Annotated in this window: 18 protein-coding genes; 7 read left to right on the forward strand and 11 right to left on the reverse strand. The window is 69.9% G+C overall.

The features are described from left to right. Positions 1-26: 26 nt before the first annotated feature. On the reverse strand, positions 27-665 hold the full coding sequence (locus NRB56_RS04315) for a carboxymuconolactone decarboxylase family protein (RefSeq protein ID WP_153339202.1): 639 nt from the start codon (positions 663-665) through the stop codon (positions 27-29). A gap of 45 nt (positions 666-710) precedes the next feature. Further along, a complete protein-coding gene (locus tag NRB56_RS04320) occupies positions 711-1,277 on the reverse strand; it encodes a VOC family protein (RefSeq protein WP_153339203.1) in 567 nt (188 codons plus the stop codon). A gap of 91 nt (positions 1,278-1,368) precedes the next feature. Here NRB56_RS04320 and NRB56_RS04325 point away from each other — a divergent pair, with 91 nt between their 5' ends. From NRB56_RS04325 to NRB56_RS04340, 4 genes are read left to right on the forward strand one after another with little or no spacing between them, the layout of a single operon-like run. After that, a complete protein-coding gene (locus tag NRB56_RS04325) occupies positions 1,369-2,013 on the forward strand; it encodes a TetR/AcrR family transcriptional regulator (RefSeq protein ID WP_153339204.1) in 645 nt (214 codons plus the stop codon). Between the two features lie 42 nt (positions 2,014-2,055). Next, positions 2,056-2,442, forward strand: coding sequence for a nuclear transport factor 2 family protein (locus NRB56_RS04330; RefSeq protein ID WP_153339205.1), 387 nt, complete (start codon positions 2,056-2,058; stop codon positions 2,440-2,442). Next, a complete protein-coding gene (locus NRB56_RS04335) occupies positions 2,442-3,629 on the forward strand; it encodes an acyl-CoA dehydrogenase family protein (protein ID WP_153339206.1) in 1,188 nt (395 codons plus the stop codon). The genes NRB56_RS04330 and NRB56_RS04335 overlap by 1 nt, the downstream gene beginning before the upstream one ends. Then, positions 3,620-5,005 carry a phosphotransferase family protein gene (locus tag NRB56_RS04340; protein ID WP_153339207.1) on the forward strand — a complete coding sequence of 462 codons (1,386 nt, stop codon included), beginning with the start codon at positions 3,620-3,622 and terminating at the stop codon, positions 5,003-5,005. Before NRB56_RS04335 ends, NRB56_RS04340 begins: the two co-directional genes overlap by 10 nt. 92 nt (positions 5,006-5,097) lie before the next feature. Here the strand turns inward: NRB56_RS04340 and NRB56_RS04345 are convergent, their stop codons facing one another. The 3 genes from NRB56_RS04345 to NRB56_RS04355 all read right to left on the reverse strand — a co-directional run bounded on the left by NRB56_RS04345 (position 5,098) and on the right by NRB56_RS04355 (position 8,128). After that, positions 5,098-5,856 carry a tyrosine-protein phosphatase gene (locus NRB56_RS04345; protein WP_194290721.1) on the reverse strand — a complete coding sequence of 253 codons (759 nt, stop codon included), beginning with the start codon at positions 5,854-5,856 and terminating at the stop codon, positions 5,098-5,100. A gap of 177 nt (positions 5,857-6,033) precedes the next feature. Continuing rightward, positions 6,034-7,068, reverse strand: coding sequence for a hypothetical protein (locus NRB56_RS04350; RefSeq protein WP_153339209.1), 1,035 nt, complete (start codon positions 7,066-7,068; stop codon positions 6,034-6,036). 142 nt (positions 7,069-7,210) lie between these two features. Next, complete coding sequence (locus tag NRB56_RS04355; protein ID WP_153339210.1) at positions 7,211-8,128, reverse strand: ADP-ribosylglycohydrolase family protein; 918 nt, start codon at positions 8,126-8,128, stop codon at positions 7,211-7,213. Positions 8,129-8,466: 338 nt separating this feature from the next. Here NRB56_RS04355 and NRB56_RS04360 point away from each other — a divergent pair, with 338 nt between their 5' ends. Both NRB56_RS04360 and NRB56_RS04365 read left to right on the forward strand, forming a co-directional pair. Further along, the gene (locus NRB56_RS04360; protein ID WP_153339211.1) at positions 8,467-8,646 is read left to right on the forward strand and encodes a hypothetical protein; all 180 of its coding nucleotides are present in this window, start codon (positions 8,467-8,469) and stop codon (positions 8,644-8,646) included. Positions 8,647-9,134: 488 nt separating this feature from the next. Continuing rightward, entirely contained in the window at positions 9,135-10,640 is a 1,506-nt protein-coding gene (locus NRB56_RS04365; protein WP_153339212.1) for an alpha/beta hydrolase, read from the forward strand. 64 nt (positions 10,641-10,704) lie between these two features. Here the strand turns inward: NRB56_RS04365 and NRB56_RS04370 are convergent, their stop codons facing one another. The 6 genes from NRB56_RS04370 to NRB56_RS04395 form a co-directional block, all read right to left on the reverse strand. Then, positions 10,705-11,850 (reverse strand): acyl-CoA dehydrogenase family protein, encoded by a 1,146-nt coding sequence (locus NRB56_RS04370; protein ID WP_319942537.1) that lies wholly within the window; start codon positions 11,848-11,850, stop codon positions 10,705-10,707. A 384-nt stretch (positions 11,851-12,234) separates the two neighbouring features. After that, the gene (gene hflX / locus NRB56_RS04375; protein WP_194290722.1) at positions 12,235-13,782 is read right to left on the reverse strand and encodes a GTPase HflX; all 1,548 of its coding nucleotides are present in this window, start codon (positions 13,780-13,782) and stop codon (positions 12,235-12,237) included. A gap of 68 nt (positions 13,783-13,850) precedes the next feature. Then, positions 13,851-14,732, reverse strand: a complete 882-nt coding sequence (gene dapF / locus NRB56_RS04380) for a diaminopimelate epimerase (protein WP_319942642.1) — start codon at positions 14,730-14,732, stop codon at positions 13,851-13,853. A gap of 60 nt (positions 14,733-14,792) precedes the next feature. Then, positions 14,793-15,614 carry a TrmH family RNA methyltransferase gene (locus NRB56_RS40035; protein WP_319942538.1) on the reverse strand — a complete coding sequence of 274 codons (822 nt, stop codon included), beginning with the start codon at positions 15,612-15,614 and terminating at the stop codon, positions 14,793-14,795. A 17-nt stretch (positions 15,615-15,631) separates the two neighbouring features. After that, on the reverse strand, positions 15,632-16,582 hold the full coding sequence (gene miaA, locus NRB56_RS04390) for a tRNA (adenosine(37)-N6)-dimethylallyltransferase MiaA (protein WP_319942539.1): 951 nt from the start codon (positions 16,580-16,582) through the stop codon (positions 15,632-15,634). After that, positions 16,579-17,535 carry a class III extradiol ring-cleavage dioxygenase family protein gene (locus NRB56_RS04395; RefSeq protein ID WP_153339214.1) on the reverse strand — a complete coding sequence of 319 codons (957 nt, stop codon included), beginning with the start codon at positions 17,533-17,535 and terminating at the stop codon, positions 16,579-16,581. Before NRB56_RS04395 ends, miaA begins: the two co-directional genes overlap by 4 nt. 454 nt (positions 17,536-17,989) lie before the next feature. Between NRB56_RS04395 and NRB56_RS04400 the strand changes: the two genes are divergently transcribed. Then, complete coding sequence (locus tag NRB56_RS04400; protein WP_153339215.1) at positions 17,990-19,450, forward strand: DUF349 domain-containing protein; 1,461 nt, start codon at positions 17,990-17,992, stop codon at positions 19,448-19,450. Positions 19,451-19,486 lie beyond the last annotated feature (36 nt).

Raw genomic sequence — 19,486 nt, forward strand, 5'->3', positions numbered from 1 at the left:
CACCGCGCGGTGCGGCGGCCGCGGGCTCATTCGCCGGACAGATCCGCCGACAGGTCGCGCACCTCGACGCCCTCGGGCACCCGGAACTCCTCGATCACCTCGGGGCGATCGTCGAATTCCAGCCGCAGCGCGCGGCAGATGGTGGCGTGCATGTCGTACATGGTGGTGATGTAGGTGAGTTCCAGAATTTCCGGATCGCTCAGATGGGCCTTCAGTACCGCGAAAACCTCGTCGGGCACCCGGCCGCCGTCGTACACCAGACCGTCGGTATAGGCCAGCACCGCGCGTTCGAGTTCGGAATAGGCCTCGCTGACCTGCCAATGCGGAACAGCCGCGATCTTCTCCTCGGCGACACCGAGGGAACGCATCTGCTTGGAATGCTGGGAAAAGACGAACTGACTGCCGCGGGTATATCCGGCCCGGCACTGTCCCAATTCGCGCAGCACCGGATCCAGCGTCGCGTTGCGGTACACGGAGAAACCCTTCACCGCGTGCCGGAACACCGCCGGCGACTGGGCGAACACGGTCCACCAGTCACCGGGAGTGGCGTGAATGGTGCCGTGGTCGACCGCGGGATCCTTGTCCCGGCCGAACAACCGGTCGTAGAAGAACAGGATCCGCTCGTCGGTGACTTCGGCACGGGGTACTTCACGCAAACGGGGCATGGGGAATTCCTCTCGGGTGGTACGGATTTCGGGGCCGGCGCCGAATCAGAGGGCCGTCGGCACCCGGCGATCGGCGGCCGTCCTCGGCTCGTGGGAGACGTCGGCATCGGTGAAAGTACGGGTCCAGCAGGCGAATTCGAGCACGATGCCATCGGGGTCCTGGAAGTAGAAGGACCGCACGAAGGTGCCGGGGTGCACGTGCGCCGCCACACCGGCGCGGCTGTCGTCGTGGTTCAGGATGCGGCTGACCTTGATGCCCTCGGACCGGACCCGCTCGTAGTACTCGTCGAACTTCTCCGGCGGCACCGCGAAGGCCACATGGTTCATCGAGCCCACGGCGCTGGCCAGTTCACCCTCGTCCGGCAGGCCCTTGGGGGCCGCCACGCCGGGGGTGGCATCCGGCGAGTCGGCGAGCCAGAAGAATGCGATGGTGTTGCCACCGCCGCAGTCGAAGAAGAAATGCTGGCCCAGCGTGCCCGGCAACTCGATCGTCTTCACCAGCGGCATGCCCAGCACGCCCGAATAGAAGTCGATCGTGCGCCGCATGTCGGAACAGACCAGCGCCAGATGATTGATTCCCTGTAATTCGTATTTCTGGTTGGATCGGCTCATGATCGTCCCTTCCACCGGCGCCGTAATCGCCGGCCTTTCCTGCGCTGAACCTGACTTGACAGTCATGTCATGTTACGGGATAGTCTGATCCATGCCGAAGTCATCTGTCAACAGCTCTCCCATGGCGGTCGACACGCTGACACCGCGAGGCCGCAAGACGCGTGACGCGTTACTCGATGCCGCACGGAAGGTGTTCGAAACCGTCGGATTTCTCGACGCCCGGGTGGAATTGATCACCACCGAGGCCAACGTCTCCTACGGCACCTTCTACCGGTATTTCGAGTCGAAGGAGGACGTGTTCGGCGAACTGAGCACCCGCCTGTTCGAGGAGATGCACCGGCGCGGCCCGGCCGCCACCGCCCCCTCGCCCGCGGCCCGGCTCATCGCCGCCAACCGCGCGTATTACGAGGCCTACCGGCGCAACGCCCGGCTGATGGCCATCGTCGAACAGGTCGCCACCTTCAACGAGGATTTCCGCCGGTTGCGCCACGAGCACCGCCGCGTCATCACCGACCGGACCGCGCAGGCCATCGCCCGCTGGCAGCACGAGGGCCTGGTCCGGCGGTCGCTCGACCCCGAACTGGCCGCGCGGGCCATCGCCGCGATGGTCGACCACTCGTTGTATCTCTGGCTGATCCAGGGCGAGGACGCCGACGAGGATGCCCTGCTGGACACCCTCGACCAGATGTCCGTCGCGGCCCTCGGGCTCGACGTACCCGGATCCACCGCCGACTGATCGACGCTCGAAATCCCAACCCCCGCAGGAGGTCCGCCTCGTATGAATGAATTGGCCGATCGCTTCTTCGCCGCCGTCAGCGCCGGCGACAGGGCGGCGCTCACCGAGCTGTACGCACCGGATGCCCGGATCTGGCACAACGACAAGGGCACCGAGGAGACCGTCACCGAGAATCTGAAGGTGCTGGGCTGGCTGCAGCGCACGGTGGAAAACCTTCGCTACGAGGACATCCGGCGCCACCTGTTGCCCGACGGGTTCGCCCAGCAGCACGTGCTGCGCGGCACGCTGCCGGGGCACGGACCGCTCGAGGTCGCGGCCTGCCTGTTCGTGCGGGTGCGCGACGGGCATATCGAGCGCATCGAGGAATACGTCGACTCGGCCGCGACGCAGCCGCTGCGCGACGTGCCCGTGCGGACCGGGGAGCGGTGATGACCACGATCGGCCGGGCCACCGGCGACATCGCCGAATTGTCCACGCGGATGCGGACGTTCATCGACGAGGAGGTCATCCCGGCGGAGCGCGCCCTGGCTGCCGAGGACGCGGCGGCCACCGCCGCGCTCGACGAATTGCGCGGCCGCGCCAAGGAACTCGGCCTGTGGGCGCTCGGCCATCCGGCCGAGGTCGGCGGCGGCGGAGTGCCGTTCCTCGACTTCGTCTACCTCAACGAGATCATCGGCCGCTCGGAGTTCGGCCAGCTCGCGGTCGGTTCGGTGTCCATGCAGGACACCCTGATGCTGTACCGGCACGGCACCGAGGAGCAGCGCGCCCGCTGGATCCCGCCGATCGTCTCCGGCGAGACCCTGCCCTCGGTCGGCATGACCGAGCCGGAGGTCGCGGGCTCTGATCCGACTCTGGTCGCCACCCGCGCGGAGCTGGTGGACGACACCTGGATCATCAACGGGCACAAGTGGTTCACCACGGGCGTGGCGCAGGCCGGATACTGCACGGTCTTCGCGCGCACCGAACCCGATTCCGCCCCGAGGCATTCCGCCGTCAGCGCGATCATCGTGCCGACCGACACCCCCGGATTCGAGATCGTGCGCTCCATTCCCACGATGGGTCACGATCCCAGCGACCACTACGAAGTGCGGCTCACGAATGTGCGGGTCCCGGCGGCCAATCTGCTCGGCGAGCGCGGCCGCGGCTTCGCGGTGGCGCAGGACCGGCTCGGCGCGGGCCGGATCTTCCACTGCATGCGCTGGCTCGGGCAGGCTCAGCGGGCCTACGAGCTGATGTGCGAACGGGCCAACACCCGGTTCGCGCACGGTTCGCTGCTGGCCGAGAAGGGCGAGATCCAGCGCTACATCGCCGAATCCGCGGCCTATATCCACGCGCATCGGCTGATGACCCTCGACGCCGCCCGCGCGATGGACGCCGGCGAGGACTACCGGATCCGGGTGGGGCTGATCAAGTTCTGGGGTGCGCGCATGCTGCACAACGTGATCGACCGCGCCATCCAGGTGCACGGCGCGCTCGGGCTCACCGCGGACACCCCGCTGGAGCGGATGTACCGGCAGGCCCGCTACGCCCGCGTCTACGACGGCCCCGACGAGGTGCACCGCATGTCGACCGCGCGCCGCCTGCTGCGCGATCCGGGGGCGGCTCCATGGAAGTGACGCCGGAATCCCCGGCGGCCACCGGTCTCGCCGACGGGGTCGGCGCGGTGCTCGGCGCGGCGCTGGGCGCCACGCTCACCGAGGTGCGGGCGCGGCAGCTCACCGGCGGCGCGAGCCGGCAGGTCTACGCGATCACGGCCCGCGACGACACCGGCGCAGCGCGGCAAGCCATCCTGCGCCGCGATCCCCCGGGACACGGCGACGCGCGCCGGATGCGCGCCGAGGCGGCCTGCCTGCGGGCGGCCGCCACCGTGGGCGTCCCGGTCCCCGGCGTCCTCGGCAACGGCGACACCGCTCCCGGCATCGACGCGCCGTATCTGCTCATGGAATTGGTCGACGGCGAGTCGATTCCCCGGAAACTGCAACGAGATCCGGAGTTCGACGAGCTACGGCCCGGGCTGGTGGCGGAACTCGGCCGGGTACTGGGCCTGATCCATCGCACCCCGCTGGACGATCTGGACATGCTCGACGACGGCGATCCGGTGGCGAGTGTCGAACGGATCTACCGTGATCTGGCCGATCCCCGCCCGGCGGTGGAGATGGGGCTGCGGTGGCTGCGCGACCACGCACCGGCCGCCCGCCCGAATGCCCTGGTGCACGGTGACTTCCGGCTCGGCAACTTCCTCATCGATCCGTCCGGGGTGCGGGCGGTGCTGGACTGGGAGCTCGCCCACATCGGCAATCCGATCGAGGATCTGGGCTGGTTGTGCGTGCGCGCCTGGCGTTTCGGCGCGCCGACGCCGGTCGGCGGCCTGGGCGAACGGGACGCGCTGCTCGACGGCTACGAGTCCACCGCGGGAGTGCGGCCCGACGCGGCCGAACTGCTGTGGTGGGAGGTGTTCGGTACGCTGAAGTGGCTGGTGCTCAGCAGGTTTCAGGCCCAGCGGCATTTCGGCGGCGAGGAGCGCTCGATCGAGCTGGCCGCGATCGGACGGCGGGTCTGCGAATCCGAATACGATCTGCTGCTGGTTCTCGGCCTGCTGGACGAGTCGGTGGTACTGCCGGATCCGGCGGAACCCGCTGCCACCGTGCAGGACCGGCCCGCTCTCACCGAGATCCTGGAGCTGGTCGGGCGGACGTTGGCGGAAGAGATCGCCCCCGCGCTGACCGCCGAAGCCCAGCGGCAGCGGTATCTGCTGCGCATCTGCGGCAATCTGCTGTCCATCGCGACCCGCGAACTGCGCGCGGGCGACACGGCCACCGCCCACGTCCACGACCTGCTGGCCGAGCTGGGGTGCGATTCGGAAGCGGATCTGGCGCAACGACTCCGGGACGGATCGCGATCCTACACCGACCCCGGCGTACGACGGGCAGCGACCACCGCGGTCGTCGCCCGCCTCGGCGTCACCGACCCCCGGCGACTGCGCCGATCCTGACCGGCTCTCCCCTCGGCCGGTCGTCCGGGAACGGTCCGGGTGCCACCGGCGTGATGGCCCCCGGACCGGATACGCCTGCCCGGAGCGGGCGATCAGTGCGCGGGTTCGAGCAGGATCTCCGAAAGCCGCTGCTGTACAGCCGGTTCGAGTCCGGCCGCGGTGGTCCAGGCGACCACGCCACCGTGCTGCGCGGACATGTGCTCCAGGAATCGCCGCATGGTGGTGGCCTCGGCCGCGAACACCCAGTCCGGCAGCTCGGCCACCGCGGTCCCGCGTGCGTGCGCGGTGCGGGCGCGGCCGACCCGTGCCCGCAGCAGGTCCACGTTGGCGGCCGTCTCCGCGTAGTCGGCGATGATCTCCTCCTCGCTGACCCCGATCACGCCGAGCAGTAACGCGACCACCACGCCGGTGCGGTCCTTACCGGCGGCACAGTGCACCAGCGCCGGCAGACCCCCAGGATCGGCCAGCTCGGTCAGCGCCGCGACAATCGTGTCCGGGCTCTCCGCCAGATATCCGATGTACCGATGCAGCATGCTGCCGTCGGGACTCACGCTGGTCAGATCCAGCCGCTGCCGATCCGGGCCGTGCACGGGCAGATTGCGATACCGGGCGACCCGATCGCGCAGTTCACCACAGCCGTCGACGGATACTTCCTCGACGTTGCGCAGATCGAGGACGGTGCGCAGTCCGAAATGGTCCACCAGATGTTCCAGCCCGGCCGGATCCAGTTCGGTCGGGCTGTCCGCCCGGACCACCCGGCGGGGGCGCACCTGCCGCCCGTCGGTGGTGCGCAGGCCACCCAGGTCCCGCGCATTGACCATTCCGGACGCACCCGTCATCGCTTCCCGCATCGTCCCGTCTCCTTCACTCGCACCGAATATCGACCATACGTAATCACTCGCTTTACGGCGTCGACATCCCGGCCAATTTCCGGATAACACGATCGGCCATAGCCACATGTGATGGCGGTATTCGATTTCATATTTCCCGCGCAACGGTTCCGCGGGCCGCGCCGGCCGATCCGGAAATCACGCACCGGCGAGGGCGACCGCCCGGGCCATGAGCGTGTCCGCGACGGCACGGGGACGACGGCCGAGTCCGCATGCGCAGGCGACGCCGTCGACCCGGCGGCCGAGCGCGTTCTCGATGGAGCGCAACGTCCGCCGCTGCTGCTCCTCGGTCGGTGTGTCGTGGACGAAACCCGCGTGGAATTTCGTGCCCGCCGGCAGGGCGAGGTCGGCCAGTGGCGCGTAGAACCGGTCCCGGATGCTCGGCGGCCGGTCCCCCGCGGCGAACGGCGCGTGCACATATTCCAATACACGTCCGGAAGGCCACTGCCGCGCAATGGAATTGGCCAGATCGACGAGTGGCCGAGTGGTCCGCAGCGGTAAACCCTTGTTGTGCAGGCTACCCAGGCACAGATGCACGCCGAACCGCGTGCCCTCCGGCGCCGCCGCGGCGAGTGCCGCGATGCCCCGTCCGTGGCCCAGCCGCCGTTCCACCGCTCGATGCAGGGGCTGGGTCATCGCCATCGACACCAATTCGGCGGTGGCTTCGAGCTGGATCACCACGTCGTCCCCGGCGACCTGCCGGATCGCGGCGATCTCCCGAACGGTGGCCGCCGCGAACGGTTTCCGGGCGGACCACAGGCCGCGCATCCGCAGCGCGATGACCGCGAGACTCAGATCGGTCGGCATCCCGATCTGCAGCACCGCGCCGGACAGTCCGCACGCCTCGCGCAGCGCCGAGAACACCGGCACCGCCTCGGCGGCCTCCCGGGAATACCCGAGCTCCATCAGGTCACCACTGAGCGGCTTCCCTTGCGGGACACGATATTTCGGCAGATCGCGCAGCGTCCGCCACTGTCCCGCCTTGGCGACCTCGAGCACTCCCCGGTCGACCAACTCCTCGAGGATCGGCCGCACGTAGTACTCGAAACGCCGTGCCTCGCCGGTGGGCACCGTCCCCAGCAGCGGACCGGCACTGTCCGCCATGGCTTTCATCGCCGCGTCCGTGCTCGTGGCCGGAAAACTTCCCACGAAATGCACAGCACGCGAACGCATGACGACATGCTACAAGTTCTACCGCGTACCGACGCCCGGATGTGACGCATCCCGTCCGGTTCACTGAGCAGAATGCCCGGCAACATGACCGGCAACGCAGGATCCCGCCGACCCGTACCGGCCGCTCACCCGGACCGGCGTCTCACCGGTCGCCGTCCTCGGAGATCCAGGCCGGCAACGACTCTCGCGCCGACAACCACTCCAGGGGAATCCCGCAGACTCCCCCCGCCACCCCGATACCCGTACGCGCGGCGACGATTCCACCGACGATCGCGGCAGTCGTGTCCGCATCGCCGCCCGCCTCGACACAAGCGGTGACCGCGGCGGGATAGTCGTCGAAGAATGTCGCCGCCGCCCACAACGTGAACGGCACGGTGTCCTGGGCGCTGACCTGCGCACCGTTGCCCAGTTCGTAGGCGGCTTCGGCCACCGATCGCCCCAGCAGCCGCCCGGCCCGCCGGACCCCGGTCGCGGTCCGGCCGTCGATCAGATACGGCTCGACGGCACGCAGCAGTTCCGCTGGTGCGCAGGGTTTTCCGCGAGTGGCCGCCGCACAGCTCGCCGCGGAGGCGACAACCATCGCGCCCACGATCGCTTCCGGATGCCGATGCGTCACCTCCGCCGACAACGCCGCCTGCGCCGCCGCCCGATCGAGATCTCCGGCGAAGTACGCCCCGAGCGGGGCGACCCGCATCGCGGCGCCATTACCCCAGGATCCGCGCCCGTCGAACAACGCGCCCGCGGCGTCCGCCCAGGGCCGCCCGTCCCGAATCTCGTGCAGCACAGCGACCGTGCCACCGCTGTAGCCCCGATACGGTTCGCAGCGGTCCGCGAAGGTCGCCGCCAGCCCGTCGCGGTCGATCCGGCCCTCGGCGTGTACGTGCGCGAACACCGAACAGGCCATTTCCGTATCGTCGGTCCATTCCCACGGCGCCGCCGGCGGTCGACCGGCCCGGAGTTCGGGCAGCGAACGGCCCGGGACGAAGAACTGGGCGCCCAGCGCGTCACCGACGGACAAACCCTCGAGACTGTCGCGAGCGATCCGGGAAACCAACGGCATATCGACGTCCACCTTGCCAGATATGCTCGGCCGCAACAACTACGGATTTCCGAGCCGGAAACCGAATAGATCCGAACGGACCGAATCGGACCGTGGCGGAGACAGTTCGAAAAGACGGCGACCGAAATACGGCCGATATCCCGGATTACAACACCTTCGCAACGTCACAGCGGCCACCCGAAAGCCCGTGAAAGAGAGAAATCATCCTTCCGACCGGGGCTTCGTCGACACGGAACGATCAGCGCGAACACAAATTCGGACAATCGGCGCTGCGGTAGCATAAGCGGCGTATCGAACGCACCATTCGGAGCACGTCCAACGATCTCTGGAGGTGAGTGATGCAGTTCAACCGTCAGGAAGTGGTGGATCACATCCGGGTCGAGGCCGGTCACGATGCCGCCCGGCAGGCAGCGCAGATACTGCCGGACCACGTCGACCACGAACACCACGAAGCGCTGCTCCACGAGCTCGGCGTGGACCCGCGCAAGATGGTGGAGAAACTCGGCGGAATTCTCTGAGCACGAACCCGATTACTGCTGAGAAGTTCGACGAATAGGCACGGCTCCGGTGTTCCCGCGCTGCGAAGCGCGGGAACACCGCCCGTTACGGGGCCGGGTCCAGTCGCTCGCCGAAGGCCAGGCGGTGCCCGCCGGGCAGCCGGATTCTCCGTGCGCACCACGGCCAATCCGACGTCGTCTCGATGCAGCAACGTCAGACCCATGTCCGGCTCCGTCATGTCGACCTCGAATCCCAGGACCGCGCACAGGAATTCGACGGTCGGCGACATGTCACGGACTTCCAGATTCGGGCGGCAGCTGGAGAACCGGCTCATGGCCCGATCCTAGCCACAGCCCTCGAACGGGTCCGCTACCGAATCAGGTGCGGTCGCGGTCGTCCAGCCACCGATTCGGGCGGGAGCGGACGATCGCCTCCGGCTTGTAGGGTGAGTGCCCGGAAACCGGTGCGCCGGTTCGTTTCGCCGGGTACGAGAAGGGGGCTGCGGGAGATGGTGCGGTGGGTTCGCTTGCTGGCGCTGGTGCTCGTCGTGGGGGTGACCCTTCCGGTGCGGACGGCGCTCGCCGACCCGGGTGACGGCGCGCCAGCGGGCCTGGAGCGGTTCTATCACCAGCAGCTCGACTGGAAGCCATGTGACGATACGGTTCTCGATCAGGCCGGGGCCCGGTGTGCGGGCGTCGTCGTACCGCTCGACTATGCCCATCCGGACGGCCGGACGCTGACCGTGGGGATTTCCCGGATCGCGGCTGCGGATCCGGCCCGGCGGCGGGGCATCATGCTGTCCAATCCCGGTGGGCCGGGCGGGCCCGGCCTCCGCATGCTCGCCAACTTCGCGGCGGTGTTCTCCCCGGAGGTCCGGGCCGAGTACGACCTGATCGGGACGGACCCCCGCGGCATCGGCCGTTCGGAGCGGGTGGATTGCGCATTACCTTTGCCCACAATGCTTTTCGCGGCCGGTTTCGACATCTTCGGATACGCGCGGGACACCACCCTGGCCGCCGCCCTGGCGGCCTCGTGTCAGGTGGACGCGGAGAAGGCCCGGAACATCAGTACCCGCAACACCGCTCGGGACATGGACGTCATCCGGGGCGTCCTCGGGCAGCGCACGCTCAACTATTTCGGCGTTTCCTACGGCACCTATCTCGGATCCGTGTACACGCAACTGTTTCCGGGCCGCACCGACCGCGTCGTACTCGACAGTGCGGTGGATCCGGATCTCGGCGGTTTCGAACTGTTCCACGCCATGGGCCCGGTGAACGAAGCGGGACTGGACGATTGGGCGATGTGGGCCGCCCGCCACGACGCCGACTACCACTTCGGCGGCACCGCCGCGCAGGTCCGGGTGACCGTCGAGGATCTGATCCACCGTGCCGCCGGACATCCGCTCTACGCCGACGGCTATCTCATCGACGAGCACACGGTGCCGATGATGCTGCTGGCGATGCTGTCCAACCCGAAGCTGAACGCCGACCTCGCCGAGGCCCTCCGGGCGGTCGCCGACGAGCTGGCGGGCCTGCCGATCGACATGGGACGGCTGAAGGCGAAGATCAACGGCGCTGTGCCCCTGGAGACTTCGGGCATGGCCGCGGTGCTCTGCGGTGACAAGGCCGCGCCCCGCGACCCGGCCTGGTACCTGTTCAACATCGAGAGTGTCCGCGCGACCGAGCCGGTGTTCGGCCCCTTCGCCCAGAACATCACCGCCTGCGCCTACTGGCCCGATCCACCCGAACCGCCGACGCGGGTCCGCAACCAGGCCACCGCACTGATCCTGCAGGCCACCGGCGACACCCGCACCGCCTACCCGGAAGGCGTTGCGATGCACCGGGATCTGCCGAACTCCCGCCTGATCACGCTGGCGGACACCCGCGTCCACGGCACCTTCCGAAACGGCCTGAGCCCCTGCGTGAACGACATCGTGAACATGTATTTCGCGACCGGGACCCTCCCGGCCGCCGACCTCACCTGCCGTCCCGATCCCGCCTGGTTCCCGGCCTGAGATCGGTTGCCGGACAAGGCGATACCCGGGCGGCGGACCGCCCGGGTATCGCATCGGAGAGGACTCAGGACAGCTTCAGCGACCGTCCGATGATCTCCTTCATGATCTCGGTGGTGCCGCCGTAGATGGTCTGGATGCGGGCGTCCATGTACGCCTTGGCGATCGGGTATTCCTTCATGTAGCCGTAGCCGCCGTGGAGCTGGAGGCAGCGGTTGATCAGGTCGAGCTGCTCCTCGGTGCTCCACCACTTGGCCATGGCGGCCTCCTCGGCGGTGAGCTTGCCGGCGTTCAGCAGTTCGATGAAGCGGTCGACCAGGACGCGCACGGCGGTGGTCTTGGTGGCCAGTTCGGCCATGACGAAGCGGGTGTTCTGCAGGGCGCCGATCGGCTTGCCGAAGGCCTTGCGGCTGCGGACGTACTCGACGGTCATGTCGAGGCAGCTCTCCATCGCGGCGGCCGCCATGACGGCGATCGACAGGCGCTCCTGCGGGAGGTTCTGCATCAGGTGGATGAAGCCCATGCCCTCCTGGCCCAGCAGGTTGCGGGCGGGGACGCGGACGTCGGAGAAGCTGAGTTCGGCGGTGTCCTGGGCCTTGAGGCCGAGCTTGTCGAGGTTGCGGCCCCGCTCGAAGCCGGGCATGCCGCGCTCGACGACCAGCAGAGAGAAGCCCATGGCGCCCTTGTCGGGATCGGTCTGCGCGACGACGATCACGATGTCGGAGTTGATGCCGTTGGTGATGAAGGTCTTGGCGCCGTTGAGGACCCAGTCGTCGCCGTCGCGGACCGCGCGGGTGCGGATGCCCTGCAGGTCGGAACCGGTGCCGGGTTCGGTCATCGCGATCGCGGTGATGATCTCGCCGGCGCAGAAACCGGGCAGCCAGCGCTGCTTCTGCTCGTCGTTGGCCAGATGCAGCAGGTAGGGGGCGATGACGTCGTTGTGCAGGGTGAAACCGAGGCCGGAGTACTGACCGCGGGCGGTCTCCTCGGTGATCACCGCGTTGTAGCGGAAGTCCTCGACGCCGCCGCCGCCGAATTCCTCCGGCACGGCCATGCCCAGGTAGCCCTGCTTACCGGCCTCCAGCCAGAGGTCGCGGTCGACGACGCCCTGCTCCTCCCAGCGAGCGTGATTCGGCGCCACATGCTGTTCCAGGAACTTCCGATACGACTCTCGGAACAGGTCATGTTCGGGTTCGAACAGGGTGCGGTCCACAACAACCTCCTACGCGGCTGACTCTCCCTTGACACCGTACATCGAAAACGAATCGTCGTTTACTTCGAGTCTCCGAATCGGTATCGAAGTGGGGAAACGCCCGGCAGTGAACCCGGCACTCGGCCTGAACGCCGGTAAACCTCTCACCGGCCCGCCGCGTACCGCGGACTGCCGGTCGACGGGCAGCCACCGTTGCCGGTCACGTCGCCGGATGCCGGCCGTCGACGACGATGTCGAACGGATCGTCGCCATCGGCACGATCGGCGTGCCGGGCTCGACCGTCGGCCGCGCGAAATCCAGGATCGCCCGGCCGTCGGGCGGAATGTTGCCGAACCCCCAGGCACCCGGGCTCGGCCAGGCCCAAGGCTGTGAAACTGCCGGGGGTCAGTCCCGGCCGGCGGTACCGGCGTGCGCGTACTCGGTCAGCGCCGCGGCGAGCGACTTCGGGACCCGCGCCCGCAGCCGGGTGCCGCCCTCCTCGTGATGGGAGTCGACGATCCGGCCGTCGGAATGGATCCGCGCGAGCAGGTCGCCGCGGGTGTACGGCAACAGCACGCTGACCTCGACATCGAGCCCGCCGAGGTACTCCTCCAGCGTCTCGCGCAACTCCTCCAGCCCGCGACCGGTCCGCGCGGACACGAACACCGCCTTCGGCAACTGCGCCCGCAGATGCGCGAGGTCGACCGGGGCCAGCGCGTCGATCTTGTTGACCACCAGCAACTCCGGCGGCGCGGGCGTGCCCGATTCGCGCAGTACGTCTGTGACCACCTCGCGGACGGCCTTGATCTGCTCGAACGGCAGCGCGTCGGACCCGTCGACGACATGCAGCAGCAGATCGGCGCCGGTGACCTCCTCCAGCGTCGAGCGGAACGCCTCGACCAGCTGGGTGGGCAGATGCCGCACGAAGCCGACCGTATCGGTGAACACGACCTCGCGGCCGTCCTCCAGCGCGGCCCGCCGGGTGGTCGGATCCAGGGTGGCGAACAGCGCGTCCTGCACCAGGATGCCGGCGCCGGTCAGCGCGTTCATCAGGCTGGACTTGCCCGCGTTGGTGTAGCCGACGATGGCGACCTGCGGGATGCCGCTGGCGGTACGCCGGGACCGCTTGGTGTCGCGGGCGGTCTTCATCTCGCGAATCTCGCGGCGCAGCTTGGCCATTCGCTCGCGGATGCGGCGGCGGTCGGTCTCGATCTTGGTCTCGCCGGGACCACGCAGGCCCACGCCGCCGTTGCTGCCGGCGCGGCCACCGGCCTGCCGGGACATCGACTCACCCCAGCCGCGCAGCCGCGGCATCATGTACTCCATCTGGGCCAGCGAGACCTGTGCCTTGCCCTCGCGGGAGGTGGCGTGCTGGGCGAAGATGTCCAGGATCAGCGCGGTCCGGTCGACCACCTTCACCTTGACGACCTTCTCCAGCGCGACCAGCTGCGCGGGTGTCAGCTCGCCGTCGCAGATCACGGTGTCGGCGCCGGAGTCGAGCACGACCGTGCGCAGCTCCTCGGCCTTGCCGGAGCCGATGTAGGTGGCCGGATCGGGCTTGTCGCGGCGCTGGATCAGCGCGTCCAGGACCTCCGAACCCGCGGTCTCGGCGAGCGCGGCCAGTTCGGACATGCTCCCCTCGGCCTGCGCCGCGGTGCCCTCGGTCCAGACGCCGACCAGGACCACGCGCTCCAGGCGCAGCTGCCGGTACTCGACCTCGGTGACGTCGGCGAGTTCGGTGGACAGCCCGGCGACGCGGCGCAGTGCGCTGCGCTCGTCGAGCTGGAGCTCACCGACGGTGGGCTCCCAGTCGTGACGATCGGAGTCGTCGTCGGACTCCAGGGCCCAGCCGCCGGGCTCGTGCACACTGCCTTCCGACTCGTGGGCACGGCCGAACTCGTCGGCGGGCAGTTCGTCGGCGGGGGTGAATTGATACGTTTCCGATTTCCTCATACGCCTCCCATGGTCCCACGAGGTACCGACACCGCGCACGTGAGTTCTCGATGAGCCGAACCGGGCACTCAGGCGTCGAACCACCATGTGCCGGCCAGGCGGCCGGAGGCGACCAGCACCGACGGGCCGCGCAACTGCGCGCGCCCACGATCCAGCGTGACCGTGACGTCGCCGCCGGGCACCCGGACGCGGACCTCGCCGGTCCCGGATTCCAGGTCGAAACCCTCCCGGAGCAGGGCGGCGGTGGCCGCGGCGACGGTACCGGTGCCGCAGGAGCGGGTCTCGCCGACGCCGCGTTCGTAGACCCGCATGTCGACCGCGCGGTTCTCGTCGATCGCGGTCAGGATCTCCAGGTTGACGCCGTGCGGGAACAGTTCCGGGTCGTAGCCGGGCGGCACGCCGAAGTTCAGCGCGGCCAGCGCGGCGGCGGTCAGCTCCGGATCCACACAGGCAAGATGGGGGTTGCCGACGTCGATGCCGAGTCCCGGCAGCGCGCGACCGGCGACGGTCGCCGTCGACTCGCCCAGGATCACCACCGGGCCCATCCCGACCGTGACGTCGCCGAGCACCTCGTCGGCGGAGTGCACGATCACCGGGCGCGCGCCGGCACGGCTGCCGACCACGAAGGTGTCGCCCGCCGCCAGCCCGCTCGTCACGAGATAGTGGGCGAAGACGCGCACGCCGTTGCCGCACATCTCCGCGATCGAGCCGTCGGCGTTGCGGTAGTCCATGAACCAGTGGTCGGGCTGCACGCCGTCCGGCAGTTCGGCCAACACGCCGGTCTCGCGCAGTGCCCCGGCCCGCGCCACCCGCAGCACGCCGTCGGCGCCGAGCCCGCGTTGCCGGTCGCAGAGCGCCGCGACCCGGTCGGCGCGCAGGTCCAGCCATGCGTCGGGGTCCGGCAGCACCACGAAATCGTTCTGGGTGCCGTGCCCCTTGGTGAACTCCACACCCGTCTCCTGGTCCGCCATCTCCGCTCCTCCGCCGATACCGCCACCGATCGCGGGCCGCTACCCGCGACGCAACGCCAGTCGCTGCCGGGATATTTCGTACAACACCACCGAGGCCGTGCACGGCGCCGCGAGCGTGCCCGCGGCCGGCAACCGCACCAGCTCGTCGCACTCCGCGCGCCAGGCGGCGCCGAGATCGGCCTCGCCGAGCACCACGATCGTGCCACCCGTGAAATCCAGTTCGTCCACCGGCCGCGTGTCCCCCGGCTGCGTGTCCTCCGGTGTCACGCCGACGATCCGGATGTCGGCGCCGGGCCGGGCGTGCCGGTCCCGCAACGTGCGTACCGCGGCCGGGCCCGGCATCCGGAACACCGGCAGCGCGAACAACGAGCCCGCCGAGGCCCGCACGCACTGCGGGTCGTATTCGTCGGCGCCGGGTCCGCACACGCCGACCGCACCGGCGCCGAAGGCGTGCGCGGTGTGGATCAGGCCGCCCAGTCGCAGCGGCGATTCCGGGCGCTCCACCACCAGGATCACCGGCGACCGCGCTGACAGCGGCCGGAATTCGTCGGCCCGCACCGATCGCATGGCCGCGACGGCGACCAGTTCCGGTGTGGCGCCGTAGTTCTCGGCGAGTTCGACCATCAGCTCCGGCACCAGGCCGACCGCCGGCACGGCACCCGCCTCCAACAGGTCCCGGGCCCAGCCCGGCAACGCCGGCGCGCCCAGCCGGTAGACCAGCGTCTGCACCGGCCAGCCGTGGTGCAGGGCCGCGGCGATCGCGTCGCGGCCCTGGATCAGGAAGCGGCCGTCGCGATGCCGCCGATTCCGGTTGGTGAGGTATGCCTGCCACTCCGCGACCGCGGCGTTGCGCGTCGTCACTGCCGGCCTCGTCCCGTCTACTCCGTGGGGGTGTCACGTGCGCCGAGCGCGCGCACCAGGCTCAGCGCGGTGCCGATCAGTTGCGGATCGGCCCCGGACACCCAGTGCACGCGCGGGTCGCGCCGGAACCACGAGCGTTGCCGGCGCACGTAGCGGCGGGTGCCGATGAACGTGCGCTCCTGCGCGTGGTTCAGGTCGTATTCGTTGTCCAGGTACGCGAGGACTTGTGCGTATCCGATGGCGCGCCGTGCGGTCTGTCCCTCGCGCAGGCCGCGATCGAGCAGTCCGCGGACCTCCCCGACCAGACCGCCGTCGAACATCGCCGCGGTCCGCCGCCGGATTCGGTCGTCCAGTTCGGCGGTTTCCCGGTCGACTCCGAGAATGATTGTGCCCCAGCGCGGCTCGCCGATCCGCGGTTGCGACGCGGCGAACGGGCGGCCGGTCAACTCGACCACCTCCAGCGCGCGCACCAGGCGACGGCCGTCGGTGGGCAGGATGGTCGCGGCGGCCACCGGATCCGCGGCCAGCAGCGCGGCGTGCACGGCCTCGACCCCGCCCTCGGCCAGCAGCGCCTCCCACTTGGCCCGCACCCGCGCGTCGGTGGCCGGGAAATCCCATTCGTCCAGCAGCGCTTGGACATACATCATCGAACCGCCGACGATCACCGGCACCCGGCCGCGGGCCCGGATCGCCGCCACATCGGCGGCCGCGGCGGCCTGATAGGTGGCCACGGTCGCGGTCTCGGTCACGTCGAGCACGTCGAGCTGGTGGTGCGGAATGCCGCGGCGCTGCTCGACGGGAAGTTTCGCGGTACCGATGTCCATGCCCCGATACAGCTGCATGGCGTCGATGTTCACGATCTCGCCGTCCAGCCGCTGCGCCAATTCCAGTGCGAGATCGGACTTCCCGGCCGCCGTCGGCCCGACCACCGCGATCGGGACGGGCGCACTGTGTTCGCTCTCGCTCACGATCCGCTCGCCGGGCCGGGATTCTTCTCGGTCCACACGCTCACGTGGTAGCCGACCCCGAAGGGGGCCGCGCAGTAGCGGGTGTCCACGTTCGGGTCGGCGTCGAACAGCCCGGCGAGGACCTGATACGCGGCGCGACCGGAAATCTCCAGTGCGGCACACAGGGCGGGATCGAGGGCGGCCAGGCCCGCGCGATCACCCGCCGAGAGGGCGGCGTCGAGGCGTTCCTGCACGCCGGCGGCCCGCTCGTCCAGATAGCCCGGCGCGGCGGTGGACAGGGTGGCGGCGCCGTCGGCCACGATCAGGACGCCGCGCGGAGCGGGATCGGCGTCCAGTTCGCAACGCAGCGCGGCGCCGGCCGCGCGGCAGTGCTCGGCGGTCGCGGCGGCGTCGATCAGGCGGGCGTCGGCCGTGGCATGCGGGGCGACCTGCCCGCGCAGCCAGCCGCCGATCAGAATCGGCAGCGGGACAACGGGATCCGCGGGCATCGTGCCGGTCAGCGCGGAATCCGACAGGGCCGCACGCACATCCGCGCCGAAGCCCCGGAACGTGCCGACCGTACCGGGGCCGTAGCTCGCGTCCGCCGCCTGTCCGTCCCGATCCGGACTCGCTGCGTCGGCAACCGGATCCACGCGTGCCACATCGGCGACCCGGCCCGCACCCACCACACCGGCGACCCGGCCCGCACCCACCACACCGGCGTCCTGGCCCGTGCCGACCGGTTCGCCGAACCGTCCCGCAGCCACCACGTCGGCGGCCCGGCCCAGGTCCGCTACGCCGACGACGGTCCAGCGCACCGCCGCCTCGGCCAACTCCCGGCCCGCCGCCAGCACCGCCGCCCGCAGCGGCGGCACCTGCGCCGCCGGGTGGCCGGGATCGCGATCCGGCAGGCCACCGCTCAGTTCGGGAACCAGGACGGGGGGTGACGGAATCAGCACGGCGGCAGCAAACACGCCGTCCACGGTAGCGGGCCGATCACCACCGCCGAAGCGGCAGTTCGAATCGCCCGCGGATCGGCCCGGCCCGGCGTGGTGACGGGCCGCCGCGATCGTCGCGCCGGGCCGGTATCCCTCTGGACGGGATGCCCGCCGGAGCGAACTTCGGACGCCGGTCCGATCGGAATCGGCCCGGTCAGTGGCCGGACGACGGTCCGGCGGGTGTCGCCGACGGCCGAAAAACGGCGGGAGCCGCACGATCGGCGCGCCACCCCCGGACATAACCATCCGATGGCGGCCCGATCAAGGTCGGGTCACCACGGCCGGGATCCGCCACCCAAACCGCACCCGGCAACGCCGCAGGCACAGCGCCACCGTGGACAAGACACGGCAATTCCGCCACTCACCTGGTTGAATGGGGTGAGCTAGGGCGTAACCAGGCAGCCGTGACGCGCGGCAGGGACGAGGAGCGATGACCGACAACAACGGAATCGAGAAGGCTACCCACCCGGACACCGGCACGGCAGAGCACTCCGGCAACCCCGCAGCGCACCGGCCCACTCCCGCCGACGCCGCCGGTCACGCGGAAACCACGCCACGTGCATCCGATACCCCGAAGCCCGGTACGCGTAAACCCGAATCCCCCAAACCACACGCCGTGAAGCCCGTCCCGGGCCCGGCGACCGAGCATCCGGTGCCGGTCAGCGCGCCCACCGGCAGCGATCCCGCGAAGTGGGGTCGCGTCGACGAGGACGGCACCGCCTGGGTGCGGACGGCCGACGGCGAACGGATCGTCGGTTCCTGGCAGGCGGGCGACGCCGCCGAGGGCCTCGCGCACTTCGGCCGCCGGTTCGACGATCTGGCCACCGAGGTCGGACTGCTGGAGGCCCGCCTGGCGGCCGGCACCGACGCCCGCAAAGCGAAGACGGCCGCGATCGCGCTGGCCGAATCGCTGCCGACCGCCGCGGTCATCGGCGATATCGACGGGCTGGGCCGCCGGTTGCAGGCGATCATCGAACACTCCGACGAGGCCGCCGCGCACGCCAAGGAGGAGAAGGAACGCACCCGGCACGAGCAGACCGAGCGCAAGGAGACGCTGGTCGCCGAGGCCGAGCAGATCGCCGCCGACTCCACCCAGTGGAAGGCCGCGGGCGATCGGTTGCGGGAGATCCTGGACGAGTGGAAGACCATCCGCGGCGTGGACCGCAAGGTCGACGACGCGCTGTGGCGGCGATTCTCGAAGGCCCGGGAGTCGTTCAACCGGCGCCGCGGCGCGCACTTCGCCGAGCTGGACCGCGAGCGGGCCTCGGCGAAGACCCGCAAGGAGGAACTCTGCCTGCAGGCCGAGGAGCTGTCCGGCTCCACCGATTGGGCGGGTACGGCCGCGGTGTTCCGCGACCTGCTGACCGAGTGGAAGGCCGCGGGCCGGGCCCCGCGCGAGGCCGACGAGCAGTTGTGGCGGCGGTTCAAGAGTGCGCAGGACGTGTTCTTCGCCGCCCGTAATGCCGCCGCCTCCGAGCGGGACGCCGAATTCGAGCACAACGCCACCGCCAAGGAGGAGTTGCTGCGCTCCTACGAGGGCGTGATCGACCCGGCGCACGATCTCGACGCCGCCCGCGCCGGCCTGCGCGACCTGCTGGAGAAGTGGGATGCGCTCGGCAAGGTTCCGCGCGAGCGAATCCAGGAGCTGGAGGGCCGGCTGCGCGCGCTGGAGAAGCGGGTCCGCGACGCGGTCGACGCGCAGTGGCGGCGCAGCGATCCCGAGGCGATGGCGCGTGCCGCCCAGTTCCGGGAGCGGGTCGCGCAGTTCGAGGAGCAGGCCGCGAAGGCCCAGGCCGCCGGCCGCACCCGCGATGCCGAGAAGGCCCTGGAACAGGCCAAGCAGTGGCGGGAGTGGGCCGAGGCCGCCGAGGGCGCGGTCAGCCAGCGCTGAGACCCGGTCGTCCCGGCCCGTGGCGGGCCGGGGCGA

This window comes from Nocardia aurantia (genome assembly GCF_009604425.1).
Classification (GTDB): Bacteria; Actinomycetota; Actinomycetes; order Mycobacteriales; family Mycobacteriaceae; genus Nocardia; species Nocardia aurantia.